Below are 24,922 nucleotides of genomic sequence, written 5' to 3' on the forward strand. Positions count from 1 at the left end.
CGGGGCATGGAGATGTACCTGCACCACGTCCAGGTGTCCGGCCCTGCCGGCTGCGAGGACGCCATGCGCGCCTTCTACGTCGGTGTCCTCGGCATGGTCGAGGTGCCCAAGCCCGAGCGGCTCCGGGCCCGCGGCGGGGCGTGGTTCCGTGCCGGAGCGGCCGAGGTCCACGTCGGCATCGAGGAGGGCTTCGTCCCCGCCCGCAAGGCCCACCCCGGCATCGCCGTCGATGACGTCGAGGCGCTGGCCCGCGTCGTCGAGGCCGCTGGCTCACCCGTGACGTGGGACGACAACATCCCGGGCCTGCGCCGCTTCCACACCGCCGACCCCGTGGGCAACCGGCTCGAGTTCCAGCAGGCACAGCGGTGATCGGGAGGGCCGGTCAGCCGTGGGCGTCGCCCCGCCGGGTCTCTCGGGTCTCTCGGGTCTCTCGGGTCTCGCGCGTCTCCAGGGGGGCGAGCATGCGGCGCAGCAGGCCGGCCAGCTGGGTGCGGTCGGCGGCCGACAGCTGGGAGAGCAGCGACTTCTCCTGTTCGATGAGGTCGGCCATCGCGGAGTCCACGACGTCGCGCCCGGCCGGCGTGAGCCGCACGAGCACCCCGCGCCGGTCGCCCGGGTCGGGACGCCGCTCGACGAAGCCGCTGCGCTCGAGCCGGTCGACGCGGTTGGTCATGGTGCCCGAGGTGACCAGCGTCTGCTGCACGAGCTGGCCGGGGGAGAGCTCGTACGGCTCGCCCGCCCGCCGCAGCGCCGAGAGCACGTCGAAGGCCCAGCCGTCGAGCAGGTGCTCGGAGAAGGCCGAGCCGCGCGCGAGGTCCAGCCGGCGCGCCAGCCGGGACACCCGCGAGAGCACCTCGAGCGGTGACACGTCGAGGTCGGGGCGCTCCCGGCGCCAGGCCGCGACGATCTCGTCGACGTCGTCGGCGGGCCTGCGGTCGGCGCTCATGATCCAACTGTAGTCGCCGTCAAGACTCTTGACATCAAAAGAAACCAAGGACGACATGACACCCACGCCCGACCTGCCCGCCGCCGAGGAGGCTGCTGCCTCCACCGCTCCCGCCGCGACCCCGGGAGCCGGAGCCCGCGACACCGACGCGGCCTGGGACCCGCGGCAGTATGCCGTGTTCTCCGGACACCGCGGCCGTCCCTTCGCCGACCTGCTCGCCCGCGTCGACGCCACCTTGCCGGCCCTCGTCGTCGACCTCGGCTGCGGGCCGGGCGAGCTGACCCTCGGTCTGGCCCGGCGCTGGCCGGGCGCGCGGGTCATCGGCGTCGACAGCTCGCCCGAGATGCTCGCCAGGGCGCGCGAGCTCGACACCGACGGCCGCGTCGAGTGGGTCGAGGCGAGCGCCGAGGACTGGGACCCCACCGAGTGCGGCGCCTCGATCGACGTCCTCGTCACGAACGCCACGCTCCAGTGGGTGCCCGGACACCTGCGACTCATCCCGACCTGGGTCGAGAGCCTCGCGCCCGGCGGCACCTTCGCCATGCAGGTGCCCTCGAACTTCGACGCCGCCTCCCACCGGCTGATGCGTGAGGTCGCGGCCCGGCACGCGCGCGCGGCGGACCTGCAGCCGGGCCTCGACCGTGCCCGCGCCGTCGCCCGCCCGGAGACGTATGCCGCGCTCCTGCTCGACCTCACGCCCGACGTCGACGTGTGGCAGACGACCTACCAGCACGTGCTCGCCGCGCCCGAGGGCCGGCCGCACCCGGTGCTCGAGTGGGTGCGGGGGACCGGTCTGCGCCCGGTGCTCGGCGTGCTCGACGAGGACGAGCGCGCGGCGTTCGTCGCCGACTACGAGCGCGAGCTCGACACGGCATACCCCTGCAGGTCCTTCGGCGTGCTCTTCCCCTTCACCCGCACCTTCGCCGTCGCGAGGACACCGCGCTGACGGAGGCTGAAAGACGCGCTGGCACTCACGGGGCCTCGTCGCCGCGCTGCCGCTCCTGGGCGACGACCTCGGCGAGGTCGGCGAGGCGGTGGCGCTGCTGGAGCGGGCGGGTCATCCGGTGGTTGCCCTCGAGCCGGTCGGCGTTGCGGTCGAGGTAGGCCCAGTAGCCCGCGGTGAAGGGACAGGCGTCTTCGCCGACGCGCTTCTTCGGGTCGTAGCGGCAGCCGCCGCAGTAGTCGCTCATCCGGTTGATGTAGGCGCCGCCGGAGACGTAGGGCTTGGTCGCCATCGCGCCGCCGTCCGCGTGCTGGCTCATCCCGACGACGTTCGCCGGCATGACCCAGTCGTAGCCGTCGACGAAGCGGGTCTGGAACCACTCCGTGAGGGCGTCGGGGTCGTAGCCGCGCTGGGCGGCCCAGTTGCCGAGCACCATGAGCCGCGGGATGTGGTGCACCCAGCCCCGGTCGCGCACCCCGGCCAGCGCGTCGTGCAGGCACGCGGCGTCGACCTCGTCGGCGTCGAGCCGGTCGAACCACCCCGGCAGCGGGGACCGCGCCTGCAGGGCGTTGCGGCGCCGGTAGGTGGGGCCGAAGTGCCAGTAGAGGTGCCAGACGTACTCGCGCCACCCGATGACCTGGCGCACGAAGCCCTCGACCGACGCCAAGGGTGCGTCGCCGTCCCGGTAGGCCTGCGCGGCCCGGTCGACGACCTCGACGGGGTCGAGCAGCCCGAGGTTGAGCGGCACCGAGAGCAGGCTGTGGGCCATGGCCCAGTCGCCGCGGAGCATCGCGTCCTCGTGCGGCCCGAACGCTCCGAGCCGGTGCGTCACGAAACGCTCGAGCGCCGCCAGCGCCTCGCGGCGGGTGACGGCGAAGACGCGCGGACCGTCGGCCCCGACGGGGGAGACCAGCCCCTCACGCGTCCACCGGTCGAGGTCGTCGCGCACCTCGGCGTCGATCTCGTCCTCGCGCGGCTGGTAGGGCGGCGGCACGTCGAGGCGCTCCACTCCCTTGGGCGGGGGCTCGCGGTTGTCCTCGTCGAAGGACCACCGGCCACCGACCGGACGGTCGCCCTCGACGAGCAGGTCGAGGCGCTGGCGCTGGAAGCGGTAGAAGTCCTCCATCCGCACCTGGCGTCGGCTGCCGACCCACCGGGCGAAGTCGGCCCGGGGCAGGCTGTAGCCCGGAGTCGGGTCCACGGACTCCACCATCCCGGACGCGAGCAGCCGGCGCACGAGGCGCTCGGCGGCATACGACGTCGGCTCGTGCACCCGCACGGGCTCGCCCAGCTCGCGCAGCGCCTCGGTGTAGGTGTCGGTGCGCAGCAGGACGGCCGCGTCGCCCAGCTCGGCCGCGCGGTGGCGCAGGGCGGAGAGGACGAGGTGCAGCTTCTGCCGGTGGAACGGTCGGCGGGCCAGCGCCCCGCGACTCTCCACGAGCAGCACCCCGCCCCGGCCGACGTCGAAGTGCGGCCCGAGCTGGTCGGCGAACAGCCAGCGTCTCGTCATCGGCTCATCATGGCCGACGCCGGCGACAGACCCCGCCAGGTCCGGGCAGACCCCGTCAGGTCCGGGCAAGCCGGGTCAGGCGCGGGTCACCGGGCGGTAAGACGCGGGTCTGGTTGACGTCAGCCGGACGCTGTCAGGAAAAAAACTCCGTCAATTTCCGGCATTTCGGCCCATTTCCGAAAACCGTGTCATGAAATGGGTCCTGGCACGTCATACAGATGACGGCATCGCAGGGGTCTCCCGCTTGGTCAGGGGAGGGAGTGACCCCTACGGGCCTCTTCGGTGGTGCCGTCAGGTTTCGTCCTTCCGCGTGGTTTCGTGGAGGGGATCATTCGGAAGGACGAAACCTGCCCACCCCGTCGGGGGGACGCGCCTGCCGCTGCTGCCACGTCCGCCACCGACGGGCCCGGACTCCGTCCGCTTCGTCCCGATCGTGGACACGTCCTCGTTCCGACTCGACGCCTGCCCCGCCGCTTGGCAGACTGGCCCGCACCGGGGCCAGTGGAAGGGCGAAGCGTTGTCGGCAGACGCGACCTTGTGGTCGAGCGAGGCATGGGCCTCGGCCCCTGACGCATACCTCCTCCTGCGCACGCGGGAGGGTTCCGCCGAGGCGTTCGGCGAGCTGTGGCGTCGTCACCTGCCTGCTGCGTATGCCGTCGCCGGGCGTCACCGGGGCCGCTCGGCTCCCGAGGACATCGTCGCCGAGGCCGCAGCCCGGGTGCTGGCGCTCATCCGCGACGGCCGGGGACCTGACGAGCACTTCCGCGCCTACTTCCTCTCGGCCGTGCGCACCGTCGCCATCGACCAGGGCCGTCGCGACCTGCGGGTCGTGCCCGCCGAGCCCGAGGACCTCGAGGAGCTGGCCGAGCCGCACGAGGACCCGCTCGCGGTGCTCGCCGCCGACGACGAGGGGCTAGCCCTCGTCCGTGAGGCCTTCGCCGGGCTCTCGGAGCGCGACCAGCGCGTGTTGTGGCACACCACCGTCGAGGGCGCGGCACCGCGCACGGTCGCGCCGGCGATGGGCATGACGGCCAACGCCGTCAGTGCCCGCGCGATGCGAGCACGCGAGTCGCTCCGGGCCCTCTACCTCGACGCCTGCGCGCAGCGTGGGCTCGCGGACGCGGACAGCGAGGAGTGCCGCTGGACGGTGGAGCACCTCGGGGCCCTCGTGCGCGGGCGACTGCCCAAGCGGCAGACCGAGCGGGCCGAGGCGCACGTCGCCGGCTGCCCGCACGCGGCGGCCATCGCCGACGACCTGCGGCTGGTCCACGACGGGTTCCCGGCGCTGCTCGTGCCGCTCGTGCTCGCGGCAGGTCTCGGCACGCCGGGCTTCGTCGGTGTCGCTGCCCTGCTGGGTCTCTCCGGTGGGGCGGGGGCGGCCGGCGTCGCCGGCTCGGCCTCCGCGACCGGCAGCGGACCTGTCGCCGGTGGAGCTGTCGGCACTCCGGGTCCAGTCACCGGCTCGGCCGGCTCGAGCGCGCCGTCGGGTGCGTCGGGTGCGGGCTCGGTCGCCGAGGTCGCGAGCCAGGTGACGGCCCTGGTCGCGGGGCTCGCCGTCACGGCCGGGGTGGCGGGGGCGCTCGCCCTTCCGGCCCCGTCGCTCGCACGTCCGTCCGCGGCGCCGGTCCCGGCGGCGACGACCACCGTGCCCGCACCGTCGGTGACGTCGGGCCCCGGCGGCGTCACCGCGGGTCTCCCGGGCACGGCACCGGGCTCGACCGGTCAGCCGAGCGGCGCCCTCGAGACCGTGAGCGCCTCCGCGATCCCGTCGGCCGTCGGCCTGACCGGCACGCCGTCGCCGGAGCTGGTGACCGACCCCTCCGCCGGGGCGAAGCAGCCGGACACCTCGTCCGCCGGCCAGGCCGGAGCGGCCGGGAGCGGCGCGACTCCATCGTCCACCTCGACCCGTCCGACGGTGCCTCCGGCCCCGGCGAGCACGCCCGAGCCGGGACCGCCGACGACGCGATCCGTCCCGACCCTGCCGCCCGCACCGCCGCCGACCCTGCCGCCCGCACCGCCGCCGACCGTGCCGCCGCCGCCGACGACCGTGCCGCCGACGACCCCGCCGCCGCAGCCCGGTCCCGCTGCACCCAGCGTCACGGTGCGGCTCGTGGCCGCCGGCGACCCGTCGCGCATCTCGGTGCGCGTGCGCACGCAGACGACAGGTGTCCTGACGATGCGCATCAGCAACGTGTCCGGCTCCGGGGCCCTGACCGTCCGCAACTCGAGCTGGTCGTGCGCGCAGGCGTCGCCGGCCTCGGTGCGCTGCACCGGGGGTCGCGGTCAGGCGCTGCTCGAGCAGTCGGTCACGGGCGGTGTCGAGCCGATCGTCGTGCGCATCACCGACGCCGCCGGCAACACCTGGACCGAGACCCTCCGCCCCACCTGACGCCGCCCCACCCGCCCCGTCGAGTGAGCGCTGCGTCCCAGCCGTCACCTGAGCACTGTGACGCGTGTGACCGCGCGCTCACTCGATGTATGCCGTGGGGCAGGGCGCTCACTCGACGGGGGCACGCTTCGGTCGAGTGAGCGCTGCGTCCCAGCCGTCACGGGAGCGCTGGGGCTGGTGAGGCCGCGCGCTCACTCGACGTCGGATGCCGTGGGGCGGGGTGCTCACTCGATCGACAGGTCAGCGGTGGGGGATCGTGACGAGCCGCGGCGTGCGGTCGAGGCCCGACAGGCCGTTCCAGGCCAGGTTGACCAGGTGCGCGGCCACCTGGTCCTTCTTGAACTTGCGGCGGTCGAGCCACCACTGCCCGGTCAGGGCCACCATCCCGACGAGCATCTGCGCGTGGATCGGCGCCGACTTCGGGTCGAGGCCGCGCTGCTTGAACTCCGCCGCGAGCAGGTGCTCCACCTGGACGGCGACGTCACCGAGGACGCTGGCGAACGACCCCGTCGACTGCCCCGGCGGTGAGTCCCGCACGAGGATGCGGAAGCCGGACGGGTCGCTCTCGATGTAGTCGAGCAGCGCGAGCGTGGCCCGCTCGAGCAGGACCCGTGCGCCCTCCGGCTCCTCGAGGGCCGCGCTGATGCCGCCCATGAGGGCCTGGATTTCGCGGTCGACGACGACGGCGTAGAGGCCCTCCTTGCCACCGAAGTGCTCGTAGACGACGGGCTTGGAGACGTTGGCCTTCGAGGCCACCTCCTCGACCGTGGTGGCCTCGAAACCCTTGTCGGCGAAGAGCTTGCGACCGACGGCGATGAGCTGCTCGCGCCGCTCGGGACCCGTCATCCGGGCGCGCGGGCGTGAGCGGTCGGCTCGGTCGGCAGTCACTCGCACAGTCTGGTGCATGCGCGGGCGGTCCTGCTCCCCGGGCAGGAGTCGAACCTGCGTCGCTTGTCCTGATTCAAAGTCAGGCGGGCCCTGCCGACAGACCAACCGGGGAACGTCCCGGCGGGCCGGGACGACCACAGGTTAGTGCAGGGCCGGGTGGTCCCCGCCCCACGGCATACGCAGTCGGTGACACCACGGGTGACGAGGACGGATGTGAGTGGGGTCACGGCGCGCCCGTGGCCGGGGCGGCGCCATCCCTCCCCACGAGTAGCATGGCCGAGGCGCACCCCGGCGCCCTCGTGGGCCGGGGTCGTACGCACCCGAGTGCACCCCGATCCAAAAAGGAGCTGCGCCCTGTGAGCGATCTACGGCCGACCGCCGTGATCGTCCTCGCCGCCGGTGAGGGCACACGCATGAAGTCCACGACCCCCAAGGTCCTCCACACGATCGGGGGCCGCAGTCTCGTGGCCCACGCGATCCGGGCGGCCCGGGGCACGAGCCCGCAGCACCTCGCCGTCGTCGTGCGCCACGAGCGCGACCGCGTCGCCGAGCACGTGCGACAGGTCGACCCCGAGGCGGTCGTCGCCGACCAGGACGACGTCAAGGGCACCGGCCGCGCCGTCGAGTGCGCGCTCGACGCCCTCCCCGCAGGCCTCGACGGCACCGTCGTCGTGACCTACGGCGACGTGCCGCTGCTGACGAGCGAGACGCTCGAGGGGCTCGTCGCCGCGCACCACGCGGCCCGCAACGCCGTCACCGTCATCACCGCGACGCTCGAGGACCCGACGGGCTACGGCCGGGTCATCCGTGACGCGGAGGGCTCCGTCGTGGGCATCGTCGAGCAGAAGGACGCCGACGAGCAGCAGCGCGCGATCCGTGAGGTCAACAGCGGGTTGTACGCGTTCGACGCGGCCGTCCTGCGCGAGGCCCTCGCCGAGGTGGGCACCGACAACGCCCAGGGCGAGAAGTACCTCACCGACGTCGTCGCGATCGCGCGCGGTCGAGGACTCGCCGTCCGCGCCCACCTCGTCGCCGACCTGTGGCAGACCGAGGGCGTCAACGACAAGGTGCAGCTGGCCCGGCTCGGGGCCGAGCTCAACCGCCGCACCGTCGAGCAGGCCATGCGCGACGGTGCCATCGTCATCGACCCGGCCACGACGTGGCTCGACGCCGACGTGACGATCGGTCCGGACACGGTCGTGCGTCCCGGCACGCAGATCCTCGGTGCCAGCACCATCGGCCGCGACTGCGTCATCGGACCCGACACGACCCTGACCGATGTCGAGGTCGGCGACGGCGCGAGCGTCGTGCGCACCCAGGCCGAGCTGGCCGAGATCGGCCCCGGAGCCAGCGTCGGCCCCTTCTCCTACCTGCGCCCCGGCACCCGTCTCGGCGCCAAGGGCAAGATCGGCGGATTCGTCGAGACGAAGAACGCCGACATCGGCGCAGGCGCCAAGGTGCCGCACCTGACCTACTGCGGCGACGCGACGATCGGCGAGGGCGCCAACATCGGCGCCGGCACGATCTTCGCCAACTACGACGGCGTCACCAAGGGACACACCAACGTCGGTGCGCACAGCTTCGTCGGGAGCAACTCGGTCATCGTCGCCCCGCGCACCATCGCCGACGGCGCCTACGTCGCAGCGGGCTCAGCCGTCGTCAGCGACGTCGGCCCGGGCCAGCTCGCCGTGACCCGCGCCCAGCAACGCAACGTCGACGGCTGGGTCGCCCGCCGCCGCGCCGGCACGAAGACCGACGACGCAGCACGGACGGCGCAGGCCGCGCAGGCGGCCACGTCGAGCGAGAACACCGAGACCACACAGGGCCAGCCGACCACCGAGACGAAGGACGCCCGACGATGAGCGGCATCAACAAGACGACCGAGAAGCACCTCATGGTCTTCTCCGGCCGGGCGCACCCGCAGCTCGCCCAGGAGGTCGCGAAGGCGCTCGGCACCGATCTCGTGCCGACCTCGGCCTACGACTTCGCCAACGGCGAGATCTACGTGCGCTACGAGGAGTCGGTGCGCGGCTCGGACGCCTTCGTCATCCAGAGCCACACCGCTCCGATCAACGAGTGGATCATGGAGCAGCTCATCATGATCGACGCCCTCAAGCGTGCGTCGGCCAAGCGCATCACCGTCGTGCTTCCGTTCTACGGCTACGCCCGGCAGGACAAGAAGCACCGCGGCCGCGAGCCGATCTCGGCCCGCCTCATGGCCGACCTGTTCAAGACGGCCGGCGCCGACCGCCTCATGGCGATCGACCTGCACACCGCGCAGATCCAGGGCTTCTTCGACGGTCCGGTCGACCACCTCATGGCGATGCCGATCCTCGCCGACTACGTCGGCCGGAAGTACGGCCACCTCGACCTCGCCGTCGTCTCGCCGGACGCCGGTCGCATCAAGGTCGCCGAGGACTGGAGCTCGCGCCTCGGCGGCGCCCCGCTGGCCTTCATCCACAAGACGCGCGACATCAACCGGCCCAACGAGGTCGTCGCCAACCGCGTCGTCGGTGAGATCAAGGGACGCGTCTGCGTCCTCGTCGACGACATGATCGACACGGCGGGCACCATCACCAAGGCCGCCGACGCCCTCATGGACCAGGGCGCCGCGGGGGTCATCATCGCCGCCACGCACGCGATCCTCTCGGGCCCGGCCGTCGACCGCCTCAAGGCCTGCAAGGTCGAGGAGGTCATCGTGACCAACACCCTCCCGATCCCCGACGACCGCCGCTTCGACAAGCTCGAGGTCCTCTCGATCGCGCCGCTCGTCTCGATGGCGATCCGCGAGGTCTTCGAGGACGGCTCGGTCACGAGCCTCTTCGACGGCAAGGCCTGAACGGCCCACCACACGAACGAGGGCGTATGCCGTCAGGAACCTTCCTGACGGCATACGCCCTCGGTGCGTGGTGGGGTGCTCAGACGCGCGCGGCGCGGCGGGCGCGGTAGGCGGCGGTGTGGGCGCGGGCCGCGCAGCCGCCCTCGCAGAAGCGACGGGAACGGTTGCGCGAGAGGTCGACGACGACGTCGTCGCAGTCGGCCGCCTCGCACACCCGGAGGCGGGCGAGCTCGCCGGCGCGCACGACGTCGATGACGGCGATCGCGGCCTCCACGGCCATGCGGCGGGGGAGGGGCGCATCGTCGGGGGTGGCGTGGACGTGCCAGCCGACGTCGTCGTGGTCGACGAGCTGCGGCACGGCGCGGGCCTCGGCGAGCAGCTCGTTGACGAGCGCGACGACGCCGGCCTCGTCGTGGTCCCAGAAGCCCCGGAGGCGTGGACGCAGGGCGCGCACCGCCTCGAGCTCGGCGGCGTCGCGGTCGAAGCGCCCGGTCCACCCCTGCTCGCGGTAGAGCTCGTCGAGCTGCTCGAGGCTCGTCAGTCGGTCGGGCGCGTCGTCACCGGGCACGGAGCCCGGCATCGTGTTGACGAGGGCGGCGGCCGCCGCCAGCGCGATATCGGTGTCATGGGTGAAAAGCACGTTGACTCCTGACGGCGACGATCGCTACTGTCATGAGTCTAAAGAGTTTTGCTGATGACATCCGGCAGGCGGCCCACGGCACCGTCGGCGGGGAGCGACGAGGACGGTCATGACGGAACGGGTCGAGGTCGACGCGCCAGCAGCGGTCGGGACCACGGCTCGGAGCGTGCCGTCGACAGGGCGCCCTGACCGTCCTGACCGTCCCGGCCGTCCGGTCCGGCACCCGCTCGTGGGGCTGGGCGTGGCACTCGTGTCGGCCGCCGCCTTCGCCACCTCGGGCGCCTTCGGCAAGTCCCTGCTCGTCGGCGGCTGGTCGCCGGGGGCCGTCGTGACGATGCGCATCACCCTCGCCGCCCTCGTCCTGCTCGGCCCCGCGCTGTGGTCGCTGCGCGGCCGCTGGCCGGCGCTGCGACGCAACGCCTGGGTCGTCGTCGGCTACGGCCTGACCGGGGTCGCCGGCTGCCAGCTCGCCTACTTCAACGCCGTCACCCACCTGTCGGTCGGCGTGGCCCTGCTGCTCGAGTACCTCGCGCCGGTGCTCATCGTCGGCTGGCTCTGGCTGCGACACCGGCAGGCGCCCCGCCGCCTCACCGTCATCGGCGTGGCCTTCGCCGTGGCCGGTCTGCTGCTCGTGCTCGACGTCCTCGGTGGCGGCGCCAGCGTCAGCCCCGTCGGCGTCCTCTGGGGTCTCGGCGCCGCCGTCTGCCTCGTGCTCTACTTCCTGCTCGCCGACCACGTCGACGACGACGTGCCGCCGCTCGCCCTCGCCGGGGGAGGCCTCGCCGTCGGCGCGCTGTCCCTCGGCCTGGCCGGCCTCGTCGGCGTCCTCGACATGAGCCGGGGTGCCGGCCGCGTGCCGCTCGGCGGGGTCGTCGTCGACTGGTGGGTGCCGGTCCTCGTCATCGCCCTCGTGGCCGCTGCCTTCGCCTACGTCACCGGCATCGCCGCCGTGCGCATGCTCGGCGCCAAGGTCGCCTCGTTCGTGGCCCTGACCGAGGTGCTCTTCGCCGTGCTCTTCGCGTGGCTCGTGCTCGCCGAGCTGCCCACGACGGTCCAGCTCCTCGGCGGAGTGCTCATCGTCGGGGGCCTCGTGGCGGTCCGCGCCGACGAGGCGCGAGGCGGTGGGACGGCGGGCGAGGAGACGCCGCTCACCCAGCCCTGCCCCATCCCGTGAGTCCCGCCTAGGGTGCACCCATGAGCTGGCGCCCGCGGGCGGCCATCGCCCTGGCTGCCGTCCTCCTCGCGGGATGCGTCACGTCGACCGCCGCCCCCGAACCGCCCGTCGCGACGCCGTCGACGCCGTCCCCGACGAGCTCGCCGGGAACGCCCGGGACGCCAGGGACGCCCGGGACGCCCGGGACGCCCGGGACCGTCCATCTCACGGCCGCGGGCGACTACGGCGTCGACCCCGTCGCCTCGGGCCGCGTCCTGACGGCCCTCGGCCGCGTCGGCCAGGACGCGCACCTCGCCCTGGGAGACCTCTCCTACGGCAAGCCCGGTCAGGAGGAGGCGTGGTGCGACTTCGTCACCGCCCGGACCCGGCCGGGCCTGCCCTTCGAGCTCCTCTCCGGCAACCACGAGAGCAACGGCGAGAACGGCTCCATCGACGCCTTCACCGCCTGCCTCCCCAACCGCCTCCCCGGGCTCGTCGGCCAGTACGGCCGCGAGTACTACGTCGACCTCCCGCAGCAGGACCCGGTCGTCCGGGTCGTCCTGGTCTCGCCGGCCCTGACATTCCCCGACGGCACGTGGGACTACTCGGCGGGCTCGGAGCACTACGCGTGGACCGAGCGCGCCATCGACGGGGCGCGCGCCGCGAAGATCCCCTGGGTCGTCGTCGGCATGCACAAGCCGTGCCTCTCTCTCGGGAAGTACTCCTGCGACATCGGCCCCGACCTGCTGCACCTGCTCGTGGCCAAGCACGTCGACCTCGTGCTGTCCGGCCATGAGCACCTCTACCAGCGCACGGCCCAGCTCGCCGAGGGGAGCGCCTGCACCCGCATCGCGATCGGGTCCTACCTGCCCGGGTGCGTCGTCGACCGCGGCACCTCGCTCGCCGCCGGGGCAGGCACCGTCCTCGTCGGGGTCGGCACCGGCGGCGGGCTGCCGTCACCGGTCAGGGCCACCGACCCCGAGGCCGGCTACTTCGCAGCCAGCGCGGGTGCGGGCAGCACGCCGGACCCCTACGGCTACCTCGACCTGCGGGCCACAGCAGGCGACCTGCGGGCGACGTTCGTGCGCAGCGACGGCTCGACCGGTGACGCCTTCGCGCTGCGGCACGGTGCGACCGCACCCTGAGCGGGCCGGCGGAGGGGATTTCGTGCCTTGGGCCGCAGTCCCGTAAGATCGAGCAGTTGCCTCGGCGAGGGACGGTGCACGGCTGCCACGGCAGGGCGTGCCGGGGTCCGTGATCGACGCGGTGGCCTGACGTGGAAGCTCTTCACGGTCGGGTTCGCCTCTGCGTGCGGACCACCTCAGCGACCTGCTCCGTCACTGCCGATCACCGCGCGTCGTCCCGCGTCGAGGCCGACCACCGAGAGACCGCCTCATCCGAGATACCCAGGAGATCCCCGTGTCCGACAACACCAAGCTCGTCGCCGAGAAGCGCACCGACTTCGGCAAGGGCGCCGCCCGCAAGATCCGCCGCGCCGGCAACATCCCCGCCGTCATGTACGGCCATGGCACCGAGCCCGTGCACATCTCGCTGCCGGGCCACGACACGATGATGGCGCTCAAGCAGGCCAACGCCCTCCTCACCATCGTCATCGACGGCGACGAGCAGCTCGCCCTCGCCAAGGACGTCCAGCGCGACCCGATCAAGCCGGTCATCGACCACGTCGACCTCGTCGTCGTCCGCAAGGGCGAGAAGGTCACCGTCGACGTGCCCGTGCACCTCGAGGGCGAGGCCGCTCCCGAGACCGTCGTCACGCTCGACCACAACACGCTGCAGGTCGAGGCGCTCGCCACGAGCATCCCCGAGAACGTCGTCGTCTCCGTCGAGGGGCTCGAGGCCGGCACGCAGATCCTCGCCGGCGCCGTCGAGCTGCCCGAGGGGGCGACGCTCGTCACCGACGCGGAGGCGCTCGTCGTCAACGTCACGCAGGCCATCTCCGCCGAGGCCCTCGAGGCCGAGCTCGCCGAGGCCGAGGCCGAGGCCGGCATCGAGCGCGAGGAGTCCGACGAGGAGGCCGCCGAGGCCGCCGAGGGCGAGGCTGCCGAAGGCGACGAGGCCAAGGCCGAGGGCGACGAGGCCTGAGCCTCGTCCCCACGTCGCGGCGCCCATCGCGCCGCAACAGCATGACCACGCGTCCACGGGTCCCGTCCGAGCTCCGGCTCGGCGGGGCCCGTGCCCGCACCACGACCTGACCACCTTCCACGGCCACGGCCGCTGACCACCGATCGAGGGACCCGCATGGACACCTGGCTCGTCGTCGGGCTCGGCAACCCGGGACCCGGCTACGCCGGCAACCGGCACAACGTCGGGGCGATGACCGTCGACGAGATCGCCGGTCGCGCCGTGGGTGGCCGCGCCACCTTCAAGGCGCACAAGGGCGCCCGGGCGCGTGTCGCCGAGACGCGACTGCGCGTCGGCGGACCCAAGGTCGTCCTGGCCGTGCCGTCGATGTTCATGAACGAGTCCGGCTCCGCCGTCGCCGGCCTCTCGAAGTACTACGACGTCCCGCCCGAGCGCATCGTCGTGCTCCACGACGAGCTCGACATCGACGCCGGCCTCGTCCGGCTCAAGCTGGGCGGCGGTGAGGGCGGCCACAACGGCCTGCGCTCCATCTCCCGCTCGATCGGCACGCGCGACTACCTCCGCGTGCGCCTCGGCATCGGCCGTCCGCCCGGGCGCCAAGACCCGGCGGACTTCGTCCTCAAGGACTTCTCCAAGGCCGAGCGCACCGACGTCCTGCCGTTCCTGCTCGACGAGGGTGCCGACGCGGTCGAGGCACTGATCGAGGTGGGCCTGCTCGACGCCCAGCAGCGCTTCCACGCCCCACGCTGACGACGGCGCACCCCGTCCCGCGCTGTCGTCGCACCGACCTAGACTGGACGACTGATGCCGCACCCACTGCTGTCCGCCTTCCGGGCGCTCCCCGATGTCCGTCACGTCCTCGACCAGGTCGGGAGGGCCCGCCTCGTCGACGTGTCCGCGAGCGACGGCTCGCGCCCGTTCCTCGTCGCCGCCCTGGCCCAGCAGGCACAGGCCGTCGGCCCCGACGCCGCGTCCGAGCCGGCCCCCGTCGTCGTCGTCACCGCGACGACGCGTGAGGCCGAGGACCTCGCGAGCGCGCTGAGCCTGTTCCTGGCCGAGGAGCGCATCGCCGTCTTCCCGTCCTGGGAGACGCTGCCGCACGAGCGGCTCTCCCCACGCAGCGACACCGTGGGTCGGCGACTTGCCGTCCTGCGAAGGGTCGCTCACCCCGACCCGGACGACCCGGCATACGGCCCCCTCTCGGTGGTCGTGGCGCCCGTCCGCGCCGTCCTGCAGCCGCTGACCAAGGGCCTCGGCGACCTCGTGCCCGTCGCGTTGCGCGCGGGCGACGAACGCCCCCTCGAGGACGTCGTCGACGCGCTGGCTGCGGCCGCGTACACCCGCACCGACCTCGTCGAGCGGCGCGGCGAGTTCGCCGTGCGGGGAGGCATCCTCGACGTCTTCCCGCCCACCGAGGAGCACCCGGTGCGCATCGAGTTCTGGGGCGACACCGTCGAGGAGGTCCGCTGGTTCAAGGTCGCCGACCAGCGGTCCCTCGAGATCGCCGACCACGGCCTGTGGGCGCCACCGTGCCGCGAGCTGCTGCTCACCGACGACGTGAGGGCCCGGGCCCGTGCCCTCGCCGACCAGCTGCCCGGCGTCTCCGAGATGCTCTCCAAGGTCGCCGAGGGCATCGCCGTCGAGGGCATGGAGTCCCTCGCGCCGGCGCTCGTGGACGGCATGGAGTCGCTCCTCGACGTCCTGCCGCCGCGCTCCATCCTCCTGCTCGCCGACCCCGAGCGCGTCCGTCGCCGCGCCCACGACCTCGTCGCCACGAGCGAGGAGTTCCTCGAGGCGAGCTGGGCCAACGCCGCCGCCGGCAACGAGGTCCCCGTCGACCTGCAGTCCCTGCTCGGCAGCGCCTCCTACTGGTCGCTCGCCGACGTGCGGGCCCTCGCCGAGTCCTCCGGTCGCGCCTGGTGGACGCTGACGCCCTTCGTGGCCGACGCCGACCTCGTCATCGAGGACGACGACGTCGACCAGCGGCTCGCCGTGCGCACCACGGACCCCGACGCCTTCCGCGGCGACACCGACCGCGCGGTCGCGCACCTGCGCGAGCGCGTCCGCGACGGCTGGGCCGTCGCCGTCGTCACCGAGGGGCCCGGCCTCGCCAAGCGCGTCGCCGAGGTGCTGCGCGAGCACGAGGTCCCCGTGGGGGTCCTCGACACCTCGCGCGACGACTCCCTCGAGGCCGGCACCGTGCACGTCACGACCGCCCCGCTGGGGCGCGGCTTCGTCCACGAGGGCGCGCGCGTCGAGGTGCTTACCGAGACCGACCTGACCGGCCAGCCCGGCAGCGGCACGTCCACCAAGGACATGCGGCGCATGCCGTCACGCCGCCGCAACCAGGTCGACCCCCTCCAGCTGCGGCCCGGCGACCACGTCGTCCACGAGCAGCACGGCGTCGGCCGCTTCGTCGAGATGATGCAGCGCACCGTCGCCGGCGCCACCCGCGAGTACCTCGTCATCGAGTACGCCCCGGGCAAGCGCGGCCAACCGGGTGACCGTCTGTTCGTGCCCACCGACCAGCTCGACCAGGTGACCAAGTACGTCGGCGGCGAGGAGCCCACGCTCAACAAGATGGGCGGCTCCGACTGGACCAAGACGAAGTCGCGGGCCAAGCGCTACGTCAAGCAGATCGCGGCCGACCTCATCCGCCTCTACAGCGCTCGGCAGGCCACCAAGGGGCACGCGTTCGCCCCCGACACCCCGTGGCAGCGTGAGCTCGAGGACGCCTTCGGCTACGTCGAGACGCCCGACCAGCTGATCAGCATCGACGAGGTCAAGGCCGACATGGAGAAGCAGGTCCCGATGGACCGGCTCATCTGCGGCGACGTCGGCTACGGCAAGACCGAGATCGCGGTCCGGGCAGCCTTCAAGGCCATCCAGGACGGCAAGCAGGTCGCGGTGCTCGTGCCGACGACCCTGCTCGTCAGCCAGCACCAGCAGACGTTCGCCGAGCGCTACGCGCAGTTCCCGGTCAGGGTCGCCTCCCTCTCGCGCTTCCAGAGCGACAAGGAGGCCAAGGAGGTCATGGCGGGGATGGCCGACGGCAGCATCGACCTCGTCATCGGCACCCACCGGCTGCTCGCCAAGGACGCGAAGTTCAAGGACCTCGGGCTCGTCATCATCGACGAGGAGCAGCGCTTCGGCGTCGAGCACAAGGAGCTCCTCAAGACGATGCGCACGGCCGTCGACGTGCTGTCGATGTCGGCCACGCCGATCCCGCGCACGCTCGAGATGGCCGTCACCGGCATCCGCGAGATGTCCACTCTCGCAACACCGCCCGAGGAACGTCACCCGGTCCTCACCTTCGTCGGCGCCTACGACGAGAAGCAGATCACGGCCGCGGTGCGGCGTGAGCTGCTCCGCGAGGGGCAGGTCTTCTTCGTCCACAACAAGGTGAACAGCATCGAGAAGGCCGCGGCGCGCCTGCGCGAGCTCGTGCCCGAGGCCCGCATCGCCACGGCGCACGGCCAGATGGGCGAGCACCGGCTCGAGCAGGTCGTCGAGGACTTCTGGGAGAAGCGCTTCGACGTGCTCGTCTGCACGACGATCGTCGAGACCGGGCTCGACATCTCCAACGCCAACACCCTCATCGTCGAGCGCTCCGACGTCCTCGGCCTGTCCCAATTGCACCAGCTGCGCGGCCGGGTCGGCCGTGGGCGGGAGCGGGCCTACGCCTACTTCCTCTACCCGCCCGAGAAGCCGATGACCGAGACGGCGCACGACCGTCTGCGCACCATCGCGAGCAACACCGACCTCGGCTCCGGCATGGCCGTCGCCATGAAGGACCTCGAGATCCGCGGCGCCGGCAACCTGCTCGGCGGCGAGCAGTCCGGCCACATCCAGGGTGTCGGCTTCGACCTCTACGTCCGGCTCATCGGCGAGGCCGTCGCCGACTTCCGCGGCGACTCCGTCGACGTCCCGGCCGAGATCAAGATCGAGCTGCCCGTCGACGCCCACCTGCCCCACGACTACGTGCCGGGGGAGCGGCTGCGGCTCGAGGCGTACAAGAAGCTCGCGACCGTCGAGACCTTCGAGGCGGTCGACGAGATCGAGGCCGAGCTGCGAGACCGCTACGGCGCCCCGCCCAAGCCGGTCGAGAACCTCCTCGAGGTCGCCCGGCTCCGGGTCGTGGCCCGGGCCGCGCGCATCGGCGACATCGGCGTCCAGGGCAAGGTCGTGCGCTTCGGCCCGGTCAAGGAGCTGCGCGAGAGCCAGCAGCTGCGGCTCATGCGCCTCTACCCGGGCACGCTCGTCAAGGAGGCGCTCGGCACGATCCTCGTGCCGGCGCCGATGACGGCCCGCGTCGGCGGCAAGCCGCTGCGCGACGTCGAGGTGCTGACGTGGGCGCGGCAGCTGATCCAGGCGGTCCTGCTCGACGACATCGCCGCCGCATCGTCCGCATCGTCAGGCGCGGCCAGGTCTGCCGTGGGAGCACCGTAGGATGTCAGACGCATCCGCCAGAGGAGGAATTTCGTGAAGGCTTGGTCTGCTCAACCCGCGAAGCGCGTGGCCGTCGTCGGCATCGTGGCTCTCGGTGCCGCGTCGCTGCTCGGCGGGTGCGGTTTCGAGACGCGCCAGCAGGCCGCCGCCGTGGTCAACGGCACGGTCATCCACGAGTCCGACGTCCGCGAGACGTTCGACCAGCTCAAGGCGGCCAAGCTCGACTTCGCCGAGAACATCGTCGTCACCGCGCTCGTCGCGGCGCCGCTGCTCAAGGACGCCGTCGCCTCCTCCGGCAGCTGGAAGCCCGACGAGACCTACGCCTCGGTCATCTCCTCGATCCCCGGCGCCACCGACACGACGAAGGAGTTCGTCGAGGCGGTCGCCCTCATCCAGTCGCAGAAGATGACGCCGGCCGACGTCGCCGCCTACCGCGCCGACCTCAAGAAGGCCGACATCAGCGTCAACCCGAAGTACGGCGCGATCGTCCCGTCCGATCAGGGCCCGGTCTACTTCACCCTCGGTCAGCAGACCCCCAACTGGGTCAAGGCCGGCGCCAACCCCGCCCCGGCCGCGACGCCCGCGCAGTAGTCCTGCCGCCCTCGTCGTGACCGCCCGCGTCGTCCTGCTCGTCACGACCCCTCGCGTCGCCCCGGGGCTGCTCACGCGTGAGGCGTGGCGCAGTCTGGAGGCGGCGTATGCCGTGTGGGGGCGTCCCGACGAGCCGCAGACGGCCGCTCTGGTCGAGGCGGGGATCGAGGTCCGGCCCCGCGAGGACGGGCATCCTGCCGACCTCGCGCGCGACCTCGTCGCAGCCTCGGAGACGGGCGACGTCGTGTGGGTCGGCTCGTCCGACGGCGACCCCGGCCTCAGCGACGCGATCGCCGTCGAGGTGACCCGGCTGCCCGAGCCGCCCGACGTCGAGCTGCTCATCGGCTCGTTCGACGTGCCCGGCGCGCGCCTGCTCGACGTCGTGGCCGTCATGGACCGCCTGCGCTCGCCCGGGGGGTGCCCCTGGGACGCGGAGCAGACCCACGCCTCGCTCGTGCCCTACCTGCTCGAGGAGGCCCACGAGGCCATCGAGGCGATCGAGAGCGGCGACCCCGCTCACATGCAGGAGGAGCTCGGCGACCTGCTGCTGCAGATCGCCTTCCAGTCCCGCGTCGCCGAGGAGCACCCGAGCCAGCCGTTCGACATCGACGACGTCGCCGGGGGACTGGTCGACAAGCTGGTCCGGCGCCACCCGCACGTCTTCTCCGACGTCGAGGCCGAGACCGCCGACGCCGTCGAGGCCAACTGGGAGTCGATCAAGGCCGCCGAGAAGCAGCACCGGACCCACCCGCTCGAGGGGGTGCCGGTCTCGCTCCCGGCCCTGGCCCGGGCCGAGAAGTACGTCTCGCGCCTGCACCGCTCGGGGCGCGACGACCTCGTCGACGAGGCGGTCGCCGCCGGTGACCTCGGCGCCCAGCTGCTCGACCTCGTGCGTCGCGCCCGCGTCGACGGCGTCGACGCCGAAGCGGCTCTCCGCGACACCCTGCGTCGGCTCGAGGCCGCCAGCGAGGCGAGTGGGGGAGCGCGCTCCGGCGACTGAGCGCGCCGGACGGCATACGCCCTCGGGTCGGTGGAGGGTCAGTAGGCCCCGCGCGAGCGGACGACCGCGTGGATCGTCTTGGCCATGATCGACAGGTCCTGCACGATCGACCAGTTGTCGACGTAGTAGAGGTCGAGGCGCACGGTGTCGTCCCACGAGAGGTCGCTGCGGCCGGAGACCTGCCACAGGCCGGTCATGCCGGGGCGCACGTGAAGGCGTCGCTGGACGTCGGGCACGTAGCGACGCACCTCGGCGGGCAGGGCGGGCCGCGGGCCCACGAGGCTCATGTCGCCGTTGACGACGTTGATCAGCTGGGGCAGCTCGTCGATGGAGAAGCGCCGCATGAACGCCCCGACCCGGGTGATCCGCGGGTCACGCTGGGCCTTGAAGAGCACGCCGTCGGCGTTCTGGTTGAGGTGCGTCACCCCGGAGAGCCGCGCCTCGGCGTCGACCACCATGCTGCGGAACTTGAGGCACTCGAAGAGCTCGCCGTCGCGACCCACGCGGGTCTGGCGGAAGAGGACCGGTCCGCCGTCCTGCAGCTTCGTGGCGATCGCGAAGACGACCATGATCGGCGTGGCGAGCGCGAGCAGCAGCGTGGCGCCGACGAAGTCGAAGGCGCGCTTGAGACCGCGGGAGGCGCCGAGGCTCTGCGGCTGCTCGACGTGCACGAGCGGCAGCCCGCCGACCGGGCGCATCGCCATCCGGCCCGAGCTGATGTCGCTGAGGCTCGGGACGACCGCCATCTGCACGTGGTGGCCCTCGAGGTCCCAGGCGATGCGCCGGAAGTCGACGGCCGACGGGAAGGCGCCCTCGGTGAAGACGACCATGTCGGCCTTCTCGGCGAGCACGGACTCGGCCGTCTGGGCCGTCGTGCCGACGACAGGGACGCCGCGGGGTGTCGCGGGGGTCGGCTGCGACGAGGGCGTCAGCGCGCCGACGATGCGGTAGCCGAGCCACGTCTCGCGCTCGAGCACGGCGGCGACGTCGTCGACGTGCGAGGCCGAGCCGGAGATGAGCACCCGCGTCACCAGGTGGCCGTGGGCGTGGGCGCGGTGCACGAGGCGACGGGCGTACCAGCGCCAGAGCAGCACGAGCGGCACGCCGATGGCGAAGATCAGCACGAAGAAGCCTCGCGAGAGGTTGAACTTCGTCAGGTAGCTGAGGATGCCGATGGCACCGGCCGTGAGTCCTGCGGCGCTGAGCACGCGGGCGTACTCGATGGTGCCGACGCCGAGGTGGCTGCTCGTGTAGGTCCCGAGCGCCAGGTTGGCGACCATCCACGCGGCCACGATCCACAGGCCGACCGACTGGGCGACCTGGTTGACGTCGTTCGCGACGTCGAAGACGTCGAGACTCGTGCGCCCCACGGCGGCCAGTGCCGTCGCTGCCGTGATGAGGAGCAGGTCCCCACCTGCGATCCCCAGCTGCAGCAGCCGCTGCCCCCGACTCCTCTCACTCAGTGGCTGCGTCACGGGACGCGCACTCACATCTAGAAGAACAACCCCCGACTCGCGCATGGGTTGACCCATGTTGATACCCCACCCCCGGCACCCACTGGTGCCCTATTACGACCAGCTCCACCCCCCCGGATGGCTAGTTGTGAGTATGCCCGGAACCGGTCAGGCTTTGGTAAGGAAAAGGTAAAAAACTTTGCACTGGAAGGGGTGCTTTTGTCCCGCTGTCCGGTACGTACCGGTCTGTGCCGCTTGGCATTCCACCTGCCCGTATGCCGGGTCGCTCCGTCGGGGTGCGGACCGCACGGGCTACGCTCGTCCCAGCAACCTGACCCGACCCGACAGCACCCCAGACCACCCCAGAGCAGCACCAGCACAGGAGAGCCAAGTGGCCAGCATTGAGGAGATTGGCGCCCGCGAGATCCTGGACTCGCGCGGCAACCCCACCGTCGAGGTCGAGATCCGTCTCGACGACGGCACGTTCGCCCGTGCGGCCGTCCCGTCCGGCGCCTCCACCGGGGCCTTCGAGGCCTCCGAGCGCCGCGACGGCGACAAGGGCCGCTACCTCGGCAAGGGCGTCGAGCAGGCCGTCGACGCGGTCATCGAGGAGATCAACCCGCGACTCGTCGGCTTCGACGCGAGCGAGCAGCGCCTCATCGACGCCGAGATGATGGCGCTCGACGGATCCGCGAACAAGGAGAACCTCGGCGCCAACGCCATCCTCGGCGTCTCGCTCGCCGTCGCGCACGCGGCGGCCGAGTCGGCAGGGCTCCCGCTCTTCCGCTACGTCGGCGGACCCAACGCCCACGTGCTGCCCGTCCCGATGATGAACATCCTCAACGGTGGGTCGCACGCCGACTCCAACGTCGACATCCAGGAGTTCATGATCGCCCCCGTCGGTGCGCCGACGTTCCGCGAGGCCCTCCGCTGGGGCGCCGAGGTCTACCACGCCCTCAAGAAGGTCCTGAGCGAGCGCGGCCTTGCCACCGGCCTCGGCGACGAGGGCGGCTTCGCCCCCAACCTCGAGTCCAACCGCGCCGCGCTCGACCTCATCCTCGAGGCGATCAAGGCGGCCGGCTACGAGCCCGGACGCGACATCGCCCTCGCGCTCGACGTCGCGGCGTCCGAGTTCTTCGAGGACGGGTCCTACGCCTTCGAGGGCGCCAGCAAGTCGGCCGACGAGATGGTCGCCTACTACGCCGAGCTCGTCGAGGCCTACCCGCTCGTCTCCATCGAGGACCCCCTCAACGAGGAGGACTGGGACGGCTGGAAGTCCATGACCGAGCTCCTCGGCGACAAGGTGCAGATCGTCGGCGACGACCTGTTCGTCACCAACCCGGAGCGCCTCGGCCGCGGCATCTCGACCGGCACCGCCAACGCGCTGCTCGTCAAGGTCAACCAGATCGGCACGCTCACCGAGACGCTCGACGCCGTGACCCTGGCCCAGACCAACGGCTACCGCTGCATGATGAGCCACCGCTCGGGCGAGACCGAGGACGTCACCATCGCCGACCTCGCCGTCGCGACCAACTGCGGCCAGATCAAGACCGGCGCCCCGGCCCGGTCCGAGCGCGTCGCGAAGTACAACCAGCTGCTGCGCATCGAGGAGGAGCTCGACGACGCCGCGGTCTACGCCGGCACGGGCGCCTTCCCGCGCTTCGACGCGAGCCGCTTCGGCGCCGAGGGCTGACCTCGTGGCCGACCGCACGCCGTCCCGCCCGGGCCGCCCGTCATCCGCGGGCCGCTCGGGCGGTGGCGCGCGGCCGGCCGCAGCCCGTCCGACCTCGAAGTCCGGGTCGCAGGGCGCCTCGACGTCCGCAGCGCGCACCCCGTCCGGCCGCTCGGGCACCCGCGCCACGGCCGGGCGCTCGTCGGCGACCCGCCCGGGACAGTCGCGCCCCGGTGCCGCCCGCGCGAGCCGCCCGGGAGCCGGCAAGGAGCGGCCGGCCCTCGCGGCGCGGCCGCGCACTCCCCAGACCACCCCGCCCTCGGCCTCGACGGCGTGGGTGCGGGGCGCGATCCTGCTCGGCATCCTCGTCATGCTCGCCGTGACCATCGTGCCGACGCTGCGCTCGCTCGTGCAGCAGCGCGGCGACACGGCCGCTCTGGCCGACAAGGTCGCCGAGCAGCGCCAGAGCGTGCAGCAGCTCGAGCACGAGGCCGCCCTGTGGAAGGACCCCGCCTACATCGAGGTCCAGGCGCGCGAGCGCCTCAAGTTCGTCCGCGTCGGCGACCGTGCCTACACGGTCATCGACCCCGCTGCGGACCGCGCGAGCACTCCCGCGCCCGCGCGCCCTGTCGTGGCCGCACCCCTGGCCAACGCCGCCTCGCCGTGGTACGGCAAGGTGTGGCAGTCGGTCCAGATCGCCGACCGACCCACGGCCGGGGTCACGCGCACCAAGTGACCGCGGTCCGTCCCGACCGACCAGAAGTGAGCACCGCGTGAGCAACCCCGCACGTCCGTCCCTGCCGCCCGTCGAGACGGCCGACCTCGACGCCGTCGAGCGCCAGCTCGGACGGCGCCCGCGCGGGGTCGCCGCCGTGGCGCACCGCTGCCCGTGCGGCGAGCCGGACGTGCTGCGCACCGAGCCCCGCCTGCCCGACGGCACGCCCTTCCCGACGACGTACTACGCCACGTGCCCCCGCCTCACCGGCGCGGTGAGCACCCTCGAGACGGCCGGCGTCATGAAGGAGATGACCGAACGGCTCGGGCGCGACGAGGAGCTCGCTGCCGCCTACGCCAGGGCGCACGAGCACTACCTCGCGCAGCGGGCCGAGCTCGGCGACGTGCCCGAGATCGACGGCGTGTCGGCGGGCGGCATGCCGACCCGCGTCAAGTGCCTACACGTGCTCGTCGGGCACTCGTTGGCCGCCGGCCCCGGGGTCAACCCCCTGGGTGACGAGGCGCTCGCGATGCTGGGCGACTGGTGGCGGCCCACGTCGTGCGCCGCCCTGCACGCCGCCGAGGATGCTGCCGCAGGTGCTGCCCGGGAGGCCGGCGATGAGTGACACCACGGGCGCCGGGGGCGCGACCGTCCGCGTCGGCGCGATCGACTGCGGCACCAACTCGATCCGCTTGCTCGTCGCCGACGTCGACCCCACCACCGGGGCCCTGACCGACGTGCGCCGCCGGATGGAGATCGTGCGCCTCGGCCACGGCGTCGACCGCACCGGCGTCATCGCCCCCGAGTCGATGGAGCGCACCCTCGCCATGACGCGGGAGTATGCCGCGGCGTGCCGTGAGCTGGGCGCCACACGCGTGCGCTTCGTCGCCACCTCCGCCTCGCGCGACGCGAGCAACGCCGCCGAGTTCATCGACGGCGTGCGCGCCGCCTTCGCCGAGCACTACGGCGCCGAGGTGTCGCCCGAGGTCGTGTCCGGCGACGAGGAGGCCGCGCTCTCGTTCGCCGGGGCGACGGGCGGGCTGGCCGCCCAGGGTGTCTCCGGTCCGTACCTCGTCGTCGACCTCGGCGGTGGCTCCACCGAGCTTGTCCGGGGCACCGACCACGTGGAGGCCGCCCGTTCGGTCGACATCGGCTGCGTGCGCATGACGGAGCGCCACCTCGTCGGCGACCCGCCCACCGACGAGCAGATCGGCGCCGCCGCGCGCGACATCGACGCGGCTCTCGACGTCGCCGAGTCCGCCGTGCCGCTCGCCGGGGTGGCGACGCTCGTCGGTCTCGCCGGCAGCGTCACGACGATCACGGCGCACCTGCGGCGCCTCACGGCATACGACCCTGAGCGCATCCACCTCGCCCGGTCGGCGCCGGCGGACATGGTCGTCGCCTGCGACGAGCTGCTCGCCATGCCACGCGCCCAGCGGGCCGAGCTGCCGTACATGCACCCGGGCCGGGTCGACGTCATCGGCGCCGGCGCCCTGGTGTGGAGGCGGGTCGTCGAGCGGGTCGTCGACCGCGCGGGCGTCACCGAGGTCGTCACGTCGGAGCACGACATCCTCGACGGCATCGCGCTGAGCGCAGCACGACGCGCCTGACGGTTGGGGCCTGTCGCCCG

The 24,922-nt window shown here is 72.7% G+C and carries 21 protein-coding genes and 1 tRNA gene; 16 read left to right on the top strand and 6 right to left on the bottom strand.

What is annotated here, in order from left to right; all coding sequences use genetic code 11:
- Positions 1 to 6: 6 nt before the first annotated feature.
- Positions 7 to 369 (top strand): VOC family protein, encoded by a 363-nt coding sequence (locus tag U5C87_RS09900; RefSeq protein WP_330476407.1) that lies wholly within the window; start codon positions 7 to 9, stop codon positions 367 to 369.
- A 13-nt stretch (positions 370 to 382) separates the two neighbouring features.
- Here U5C87_RS09900 and U5C87_RS09905 read toward each other — a convergent pair whose 3' ends face one another.
- The gene (locus tag U5C87_RS09905; RefSeq protein WP_330476408.1) at positions 383 to 946 is read right to left on the bottom strand and encodes a MarR family winged helix-turn-helix transcriptional regulator; all 564 of its coding nucleotides are present in this window, start codon (positions 944 to 946) and stop codon (positions 383 to 385) included.
- Between the two features lie 55 nt (positions 947 to 1,001).
- On the opposite strand from U5C87_RS09905, the gene U5C87_RS09910 reads away from it, so the two are divergent.
- Positions 1,002 to 1,892 (top strand): methyltransferase domain-containing protein, encoded by an 891-nt coding sequence (locus U5C87_RS09910; RefSeq protein ID WP_330476409.1) that lies wholly within the window; start codon positions 1,002 to 1,004, stop codon positions 1,890 to 1,892.
- A 25-nt stretch (positions 1,893 to 1,917) separates the two neighbouring features.
- Here U5C87_RS09910 and U5C87_RS09915 read toward each other — a convergent pair whose 3' ends face one another.
- Entirely contained in the window at positions 1,918 to 3,399 is a 1,482-nt protein-coding gene (locus U5C87_RS09915) for a cryptochrome/photolyase family protein (RefSeq protein WP_330476410.1), read from the bottom strand.
- 517 nt (positions 3,400 to 3,916) lie between these two features.
- Here U5C87_RS09915 and U5C87_RS09920 point away from each other — a divergent pair.
- Positions 3,917 to 5,788: a sigma-70 family RNA polymerase sigma factor gene (locus U5C87_RS09920; RefSeq protein WP_330476411.1), complete on the top strand. Its 1,872-nt coding sequence runs from the start codon at positions 3,917 to 3,919 to the stop codon at positions 5,786 to 5,788.
- Positions 5,789 to 6,028: 240 nt separating this feature from the next.
- On the opposite strand, the gene U5C87_RS09925 is transcribed toward U5C87_RS09920, so the two are convergent.
- On the bottom strand, positions 6,029 to 6,634 hold the full coding sequence (locus tag U5C87_RS09925; protein ID WP_330476679.1) for a TetR/AcrR family transcriptional regulator: 606 nt from the start codon (positions 6,632 to 6,634) through the stop codon (positions 6,029 to 6,031).
- A gap of 75 nt (positions 6,635 to 6,709) precedes the next feature.
- Positions 6,710 to 6,788 (bottom strand) — tRNA-Gln (locus tag U5C87_RS09930).
- Positions 6,789 to 7,032: 244 nt separating this feature from the next.
- Between U5C87_RS09930 and glmU the strand changes: the two genes are divergently transcribed.
- Positions 7,033 to 8,538: a bifunctional UDP-N-acetylglucosamine diphosphorylase/glucosamine-1-phosphate N-acetyltransferase GlmU gene (gene glmU / locus U5C87_RS09935; RefSeq protein ID WP_330476412.1), complete on the top strand. Its 1,506-nt coding sequence runs from the start codon at positions 7,033 to 7,035 to the stop codon at positions 8,536 to 8,538.
- On the top strand, positions 8,535 to 9,515 hold the full coding sequence (locus U5C87_RS09940; RefSeq protein ID WP_330476413.1) for a ribose-phosphate diphosphokinase: 981 nt from the start codon (positions 8,535 to 8,537) through the stop codon (positions 9,513 to 9,515). The genes glmU and U5C87_RS09940 overlap by 4 nt, the downstream gene beginning before the upstream one ends.
- 79 nt (positions 9,516 to 9,594) lie before the next feature.
- On the opposite strand, the gene U5C87_RS09945 is transcribed toward U5C87_RS09940, so the two are convergent.
- On the bottom strand, positions 9,595 to 10,155 hold the full coding sequence (locus tag U5C87_RS09945; protein ID WP_330476414.1) for a CGNR zinc finger domain-containing protein: 561 nt from the start codon (positions 10,153 to 10,155) through the stop codon (positions 9,595 to 9,597).
- 241 nt (positions 10,156 to 10,396) lie between these two features.
- Between U5C87_RS09945 and U5C87_RS09950 the strand changes: the two genes are divergently transcribed.
- From U5C87_RS09950 to U5C87_RS09980, 7 genes are all read left to right on the top strand, one after another.
- Complete coding sequence (locus tag U5C87_RS09950; RefSeq protein WP_330476415.1) at positions 10,397 to 11,329, top strand: EamA family transporter; 933 nt, start codon at positions 10,397 to 10,399, stop codon at positions 11,327 to 11,329.
- Between the two features lie 20 nt (positions 11,330 to 11,349).
- Positions 11,350 to 12,453, top strand: coding sequence for a metallophosphoesterase (locus U5C87_RS09955; protein ID WP_330476416.1), 1,104 nt, complete (start codon positions 11,350 to 11,352; stop codon positions 12,451 to 12,453).
- Positions 12,454 to 12,727: 274 nt separating this feature from the next.
- Positions 12,728 to 13,411: a 50S ribosomal protein L25/general stress protein Ctc gene (locus U5C87_RS09960; protein WP_330476417.1), complete on the top strand. Its 684-nt coding sequence runs from the start codon at positions 12,728 to 12,730 to the stop codon at positions 13,409 to 13,411.
- A 156-nt stretch (positions 13,412 to 13,567) separates the two neighbouring features.
- Positions 13,568 to 14,161 (top strand): aminoacyl-tRNA hydrolase, encoded by a 594-nt coding sequence (pth, locus tag U5C87_RS09965; RefSeq protein ID WP_030196397.1) that lies wholly within the window; start codon positions 13,568 to 13,570, stop codon positions 14,159 to 14,161.
- Between the two features lie 54 nt (positions 14,162 to 14,215).
- Complete coding sequence (mfd, locus tag U5C87_RS09970; protein WP_330476418.1) at positions 14,216 to 17,860, top strand: transcription-repair coupling factor; 3,645 nt, start codon at positions 14,216 to 14,218, stop codon at positions 17,858 to 17,860.
- 33 nt (positions 17,861 to 17,893) lie between these two features.
- The gene (locus U5C87_RS09975; protein ID WP_330476419.1) at positions 17,894 to 18,451 is read left to right on the top strand and encodes a hypothetical protein; all 558 of its coding nucleotides are present in this window, start codon (positions 17,894 to 17,896) and stop codon (positions 18,449 to 18,451) included.
- A gap of 16 nt (positions 18,452 to 18,467) precedes the next feature.
- Positions 18,468 to 19,451: a MazG family protein gene (locus U5C87_RS09980; protein ID WP_330476420.1), complete on the top strand. Its 984-nt coding sequence runs from the start codon at positions 18,468 to 18,470 to the stop codon at positions 19,449 to 19,451.
- A gap of 38 nt (positions 19,452 to 19,489) precedes the next feature.
- On the opposite strand, the gene U5C87_RS09985 is transcribed toward U5C87_RS09980, so the two are convergent.
- The gene (locus U5C87_RS09985; RefSeq protein ID WP_330476421.1) at positions 19,490 to 20,926 is read right to left on the bottom strand and encodes a sugar transferase; all 1,437 of its coding nucleotides are present in this window, start codon (positions 20,924 to 20,926) and stop codon (positions 19,490 to 19,492) included.
- Between the two features lie 370 nt (positions 20,927 to 21,296).
- Between U5C87_RS09985 and eno the strand changes: the two genes are divergently transcribed.
- From eno to U5C87_RS10005, 4 genes are read left to right on the top strand one after another with little or no spacing between them, the layout of a single operon-like run.
- The gene (gene eno, locus U5C87_RS09990; RefSeq protein ID WP_330476422.1) at positions 21,297 to 22,598 is read left to right on the top strand and encodes a phosphopyruvate hydratase; all 1,302 of its coding nucleotides are present in this window, start codon (positions 21,297 to 21,299) and stop codon (positions 22,596 to 22,598) included.
- A 4-nt stretch (positions 22,599 to 22,602) separates the two neighbouring features.
- Positions 22,603 to 23,313, top strand: coding sequence for an FtsB family cell division protein (locus tag U5C87_RS09995; protein WP_330476423.1), 711 nt, complete (start codon positions 22,603 to 22,605; stop codon positions 23,311 to 23,313).
- 37 nt (positions 23,314 to 23,350) lie between these two features.
- Entirely contained in the window at positions 23,351 to 23,917 is a 567-nt protein-coding gene (locus tag U5C87_RS10000; protein ID WP_330476424.1) for a DUF501 domain-containing protein, read from the top strand.
- The gene (locus tag U5C87_RS10005; protein WP_330476425.1) at positions 23,910 to 24,902 is read left to right on the top strand and encodes a Ppx/GppA phosphatase family protein; all 993 of its coding nucleotides are present in this window, start codon (positions 23,910 to 23,912) and stop codon (positions 24,900 to 24,902) included. The genes U5C87_RS10000 and U5C87_RS10005 overlap by 8 nt, the downstream gene beginning before the upstream one ends.
- Positions 24,903 to 24,922 lie beyond the last annotated feature (20 nt).

The organism is Terrabacter sp. C0L_2 (assembly GCF_036352015.1).
Lineage (GTDB): Bacteria > Actinomycetota > Actinomycetes > Actinomycetales > Dermatophilaceae > Terrabacter > Terrabacter tumescens.